This is a genomic window from Motilimonas pumila, from assembly GCF_003596335.1.
GTDB lineage: Bacteria > Pseudomonadota > Gammaproteobacteria > Enterobacterales > CBDFNC01 > Motilimonas > Motilimonas pumila.
The window spans coordinates 1-4,865 of the sequence record NZ_QZCH01000061.1 but is presented as its reverse complement, the minus strand read 5'-3'; the positions used below and the strand labels follow the sequence as shown (position 1 = coordinate 4,865).

Genomic DNA, 4,865 nt, shown 5'->3' with positions numbered 1-4,865 from the left:
TACCCGCGCCAGTGATAACAGTGATTAACCAAATAATGTTATGAATGCCATGATCAAAAAAAGCATCAAATGCAGAAGCGTTTAAGTTGTAAGAAGCGCCGCGCAAACTCACGATGTTGTTAGAGATAGCGCCGTTTACCGATAGATTGTCGAGCACAAATAGAGTTTTGAAACCTTGTATTTGCTGCTTTAGCTCATCCGTTTTATTGCTAACTGTGGTTTTAAGCTCTGCTATTTGAGTGTCACCAATGACGGATGAAAAAAGGCCGGTATCACCAGAAGTTGGCATAGTGTAATCAGGTGGCGGGTCTTCTGGTTGTGGCTCCGTTCCTGAATCACCGCCATGGGCAACACCGGAAACGGGTTTATCTTCTATGGTTTTTCGTAAATTCGATAATGAAGTTAAAAGGTCACCAGTTTGTGATTGGATGTTTGTTGCGAGGTTTTGAAAACCTTGCTGATTGTTTAAATCAAGACGAGTGATAAGTGAATTAAGTAAGTTATCACCGGATTGGCCATCGATAGGCGTGTTATCAAATTCTGGGTTATCAACGTCTGAAGGGTTATTAGATGACTCTAAAGTTGTGCAGTAGAAATCGTCACCAACAAAACCACAGCCTGAAGGAAATGAACCATCTGAATTTATAAAGTCGTTAGGGTCTTGGGGGCAATAGCTTTGGCCATTGATAGATCGACAGCCATTTTGATTAGTGTCGTTTGGATTGTTACTGCCCTCGCCTAAATTATTGCTGTCATCCATGAAACCGTCATTATCAGCGTCGAGGTCGTCACCAAAACAAACATGCTGACCGTTTAATGTGCCGCAGCCTGTTTTACATATGCCGTTAACACAAGCATCGTTTGGATCAACAATACAAAATTGAGTATCCCAACCGTTACCCAATAAAGTGCCGCAGTTAGTATCGGGTATTTCTGGTTCAATTTCTATTGGTGCGCAAGATGGCCAATCAGGTGAAAAGTTAGTTGTAATATCGGTGCTTAAGCATGTGTCAGGTAATGTTGGCGTTGGCCTATCGCAAACACCCGCAATTTTAGTGTGGTCACCATAATAACCATCGTCACATGTTTTTATTCTACATTCTAAAAAACCGTTAATTTCATAAGGGTCATTGTAATCAGAGTCTAGACAAGATGGTGAACTTGGAGCAAGTGCAGCGGTAACGGAATAAGAGCCAAGTCGATCTGAATGTCCTGCCTTTTTACAAATCCATTCTTGTTTATATATAAACTCATGATGTTGAATAACAGAACCAAGTGAACAAGAGTAACCAAGGTAATGCTGCTTTGTTACTTCCAATCTCTCTTCAAAATCCGCGCATTGAACAACAGAGCTAACAATTTTGTTATCTGAGTGGCATTTATATAAACCTTCTAAAGTTGACTGTTTACAAAAACCTGTGCCATCGGAGCATGGAAATTCGCCGTTTATTGTTGTGTAATTGGCAAAACTATAAAAAGGTAAAAAAAAGGCCGCAATTGCGACCATTTTAAATAATTGCATATTTGGCCTTTTTGTTATGCAGATACTACGCCTGAATAAAAGCCAATGCAGAAACAAACGCTTAAGATACAGGCGTATAATAAAGCGGGAAACACTTAGCGCTTTAACCAGCTGATTAGGTAATAAACACCAAAACCGATTGCAGCCAAAGCAATAACAGCGCCAACCATTGTTGTTTGGTTTAAGTTTGCTTCAGTTGATGCAGCGGCAATTTCTGCGGTGTAATCTGCCGCTTGTGCTGAAACAGTCGTTAATGATGCACCAATAACAGCAAGTTTTGGCGCGTGTTTTTTAAGTAAGTTTTTCATGTTTTTCTCTCTCTTCGTTTAAAAAAATCTATTTACTATTTTTTACCAAACCATTTAACGAGTCTCCCGCCAGCATGGCCGACAAAAAAGCTTAGTAAGATAGAGCCATTGACCATGGAAAATACTTCTAGGTCAAATTCTGTTAACGCACCTGCCAATAACTGATAGTCGTGTTGCTCTAACACAATGAGCTGACAAGTTTGCGTATATTCTGAAATTTGTAACTGGCCTTGATTGTCAATTATGCATTTCATTTAGAGGTGAAAACCTATTAGCATAATAAATCAGCAGTTGTTTGAAGCTGCTTTATTAAACCGTCCGTGTCGAATCCAACGCAAATTGCCATGATTAAGCCTTAGCCTGTGGTTGTTTAGGTGGCAAAGACTTAATGTTTGTTACGATGTTCTTTGTTGGGTCTTCAGGGTTTGGGGAAAGCTCGACTTCATAAAATGCAGGGTAATCAAGCTCAAGAAGTTTTGCCTCAAGTGAAGTGTCCTCTGGATTAACAGGAATAGCTTTGTCATCAGCAGTTTCAAAACCTGCGCCAATGCCGCGGCCATTGTCATTTGACCATTCACGGATTTTTGTTAAAACATGCAAACGCGCAATATTATAAGGACGGCCGGTTGATTTTGCTTTGCCGCGTGAATTTGAATAACCAGCTACAAGTAATTTAGCCATAACGAACATTCTCCAGATTGGTTTTAATTAGGCGCATGTAAGTCTGAGGGATACCAAGCTTGCCGCCAGATTCATCACAAAGTGCGCCATATGCGAGATTAATATCACCGTCAAAATGCTCGGCAATATCGTAAAGGGTTTTACCCACCATGGTTTTTGCCCAGCGAATTTTTCCGGCAAAGTCCAAGGTGTTTTGAACGGTTTTAAATTTGACGTTGATATGCTCGTCTGGAGCAATAGAGGCGGAAAAGTCACACAAGCCAGCAAAGGCAGAAGCTGGATGTTTTAAAGCGTCAATGTGAACGCCTTTTAATTCAACTTCAGAGCGAAACCAAACAGTGTCATGTAAACCTTGCTCGAGGGCTTTGTTGTAAACGCGCCAGTAAACAGTAGATTTACGCGAACCAACATAAACAGTTTCACCCTCGACAACATCACCACGGCGGGGTTTTAAATGATTTAAAGCGGGTGGCCTACCCTTGTTATGAAATGCGCCGTCATCATAAGCCGTAAGAGCATAGTCACAATCAAAATTACCCTCGAAGCAATCGTAAGCTAAATCAATACGGGCAATTTTAGAGATGTTAAGTACACCAGAAAGAAAATTGTGTAATAGTTCTGGTGAGCGTTTTGCAAAAAGATACTTGCAGCCAGTACCGGAAAGTTGCGTGTATATGGTGTCATTGTTGCCACCAAGAGCAATAAAACCCATTTGAATCTGGCCGGTTTCAAGATCGTAAAGTGGGTAACTTTCTTTATAGCCAAACATACCTTTTTCACGGCTTGAACCAATTTTGAAACCGAAGAAATTCTCAAAAAGCACCATAAGCGTCATATCAAGCGCTATTTGATAAGAGCGTTGGAAATCTTGTAGAGCGGTGTCTCTATCTTGAGAACTAAGGCCATGAGGCTCAACAAATTGCGGAAATTCAGGCCAAGTAATTTTTGAGAAAAGCGCGGACTCAGTTAAACGCTTGTAAAGCCCTTTGGCAGTGGTGTCCGTGTTAAAGCTGGAGTAATTCGCGCAGTCACGCAGATAAATGCCTTTAAATGTGAAAGCAAAGTGATCAATTAAGATTCCGTTCTTAGAAGCTGACATTATCAAACACCCCTTTATCACATAAAAACTGATAGTTATCAGAGGTGATTTCATATAAGTCGTAGGAAGTACCAAAGCGGGACAAACACTCACATTTGAGTTCTTCCATTGTTGCGAAGTAGTAGCATTCACCCGTTTGGAACGTGGCATTCACTCCGTAACCAATTTCAAAATCGTAATAAACGATGTTCATCCGTAATCCTTGAAAACCTGTCAACCCCATTAATGAGGTTTTTGCGTTCATTTTTTATATAATTTAGATATTTATTTATGAGGTGTCAAACCTAATTTATGAGGTGTTGAGTTTTATGTGATATATCCATGGTTTAAACTGTAAGAACAAAACCCACAAAGAAGAAAAAAAGAACATGGAATTAAAAGACAGAATTAAAGATTGTATAAAGAAATCAAGTGATTACGCGACTGTTGCAGAAAAAACAGGGATAGGAAGATCAACACTAGAAAGGTGGGCAGCTGGGAAAAACGAACCGAAATTATCGGATTTAATGAAAATAGCGGATGCCACCAATAGTGACGCAATTCACCTTGCTTTCGGCGATTTAGTTGAAAAAACAAACGAAAATGAGGTTTTAGTATTATCTGCAATGAAAAGAATGGGAGAAGATGAACTTAGAACGGCAATGGACGTTATTAAGGCTTTAGTGATAAAAAGCAACGTAAGGAAAGAACTGTAGACCACGAAAGCCCGAGATCGTGGAGAGTTTACCCCCGTATTACAGAACGGGGGTTTTTCGGCACCCTAAAAATCAATGATAACCTTTAGTGAGCGCTGAAAATCAGAAACGACCTTAAGAGCAGCAGCATGATCTGATTTAGATTTTGCTAGCTGTGCCCTTAACTTATTAATCTCATCATGCTGGGACACACACAAGCGAGCTGATGCCAAAAGCGCCTTAGTTGCAGTATTTGTATCTGTAAGCTGCTTGGCTTTATCAATAAACAATTCATCATCATCTGAGGTTCTAACAGTGTAAGCCATGATGCAAAACTCCTTCCGCCGGTTAACTACATTGAGGCATTATGATTGCAAAAACAATATGCCGGTTTATCCTGGCAAAGAGTAAATGCAATCATAATAAAAGTAAAGCCGGTTTCCCAGGGAATGATTTTGATTGCAGAACTGCGCATTACACGGATTATGTGTAAATGCGCCCTAGGCGTTTTCGTGCATCGAAATTTTGCACGAAAAAGCATTCAACATAATGCCGATCAACATAATGCGCAGTTATATATA

Annotated in this window: 9 protein-coding genes; 2 read left to right on the top strand and 7 right to left on the bottom strand. The window is 40.1% G+C overall.

Features of this window, described 5'->3' with window-relative positions:
* The 6 genes from D1Z90_RS20085 to D1Z90_RS21380 all read right to left on the bottom strand — a co-directional run.
* Positions 1–1,522, bottom strand: a 1,522-nt coding sequence (locus D1Z90_RS20085) for a hypothetical protein (RefSeq protein WP_147378812.1), incomplete at its 3' end; no start/stop codon positions are given.
* Positions 1,523–1,617: 95 nt separating this feature from the next.
* Positions 1,618–1,830 (bottom strand): hypothetical protein, encoded by a 213-nt coding sequence (locus D1Z90_RS20080; protein ID WP_119912561.1) that lies wholly within the window; start codon positions 1,828–1,830, stop codon positions 1,618–1,620.
* A gap of 35 nt (positions 1,831–1,865) precedes the next feature.
* On the bottom strand, positions 1,866–2,084 hold the full coding sequence (locus D1Z90_RS20075) for a hypothetical protein (protein ID WP_119912560.1): 219 nt from the start codon (positions 2,082–2,084) through the stop codon (positions 1,866–1,868).
* Between the two features lie 94 nt (positions 2,085–2,178).
* Positions 2,179–2,511, bottom strand: coding sequence for a CTX-RstB family phage integration protein (locus D1Z90_RS20070; protein ID WP_158587205.1), 333 nt, complete (start codon positions 2,509–2,511; stop codon positions 2,179–2,181).
* Positions 2,504–3,610: a replication initiation factor domain-containing protein gene (locus D1Z90_RS20065; RefSeq protein WP_158587204.1), complete on the bottom strand. Its 1,107-nt coding sequence runs from the start codon at positions 3,608–3,610 to the stop codon at positions 2,504–2,506. Before D1Z90_RS20065 ends, D1Z90_RS20070 begins: the two co-directional genes overlap by 8 nt.
* The gene (locus D1Z90_RS21380; protein WP_158587203.1) at positions 3,597–3,803 is read right to left on the bottom strand and encodes a hypothetical protein; all 207 of its coding nucleotides are present in this window, start codon (positions 3,801–3,803) and stop codon (positions 3,597–3,599) included. Before D1Z90_RS21380 ends, D1Z90_RS20065 begins: the two co-directional genes overlap by 14 nt.
* Before the next feature lie 175 nt (positions 3,804–3,978).
* On the opposite strand from D1Z90_RS21380, the gene D1Z90_RS20060 reads away from it, so the two are divergent.
* Positions 3,979–4,305: a helix-turn-helix domain-containing protein gene (locus D1Z90_RS20060; protein ID WP_119912557.1), complete on the top strand. Its 327-nt coding sequence runs from the start codon at positions 3,979–3,981 to the stop codon at positions 4,303–4,305.
* 65 nt (positions 4,306–4,370) lie between these two features.
* Here D1Z90_RS20060 and D1Z90_RS20055 read toward each other — a convergent pair whose 3' ends face one another.
* Complete coding sequence (locus D1Z90_RS20055) at positions 4,371–4,610, bottom strand: hypothetical protein (RefSeq protein WP_119912556.1); 240 nt, start codon at positions 4,608–4,610, stop codon at positions 4,371–4,373.
* A gap of 45 nt (positions 4,611–4,655) precedes the next feature.
* Between D1Z90_RS20055 and D1Z90_RS21800 the strand changes: the two genes are divergently transcribed.
* Positions 4,656–4,865 (top strand): hypothetical protein (locus D1Z90_RS21800; RefSeq protein WP_232525324.1); only part of this gene is annotated, 210 nt, incomplete at its 3' end.

Excerpts from the sequence above, each read along its gene's own strand:
- D1Z90_RS20080 (WP_119912561.1), bottom strand. The coding sequence starts at position 1,830 with ATGAAAAACTTACTTAAAAAACACGCGCCAAAACTTGCTGTTATTGGT.
- D1Z90_RS20075 (WP_119912560.1), bottom strand. The coding sequence starts at position 2,084 with ATGAAATGCATAATTGACAATCAAGGCCAGTTACAAATTTCAGAATAT.
- D1Z90_RS20070 (WP_158587205.1), bottom strand. The coding sequence starts at position 2,511 with ATGGCTAAATTACTTGTAGCTGGTTATTCAAATTCACGCGGCAAAGCA.
- D1Z90_RS20065 (WP_158587204.1), bottom strand. The coding sequence starts at position 3,610 with ATGTCAGCTTCTAAGAACGGAATCTTAATTGATCACTTTGCTTTCACA.
- D1Z90_RS21380 (WP_158587203.1), bottom strand. The coding sequence starts at position 3,803 with ATGAACATCGTTTATTACGATTTTGAAATTGGTTACGGAGTGAATGCC.
- D1Z90_RS20060 (WP_119912557.1), top strand. The coding sequence starts at position 3,979 with ATGGAATTAAAAGACAGAATTAAAGATTGTATAAAGAAATCAAGTGAT.
- D1Z90_RS20055 (WP_119912556.1), bottom strand. The coding sequence starts at position 4,610 with ATGGCTTACACTGTTAGAACCTCAGATGATGATGAATTGTTTATTGAT.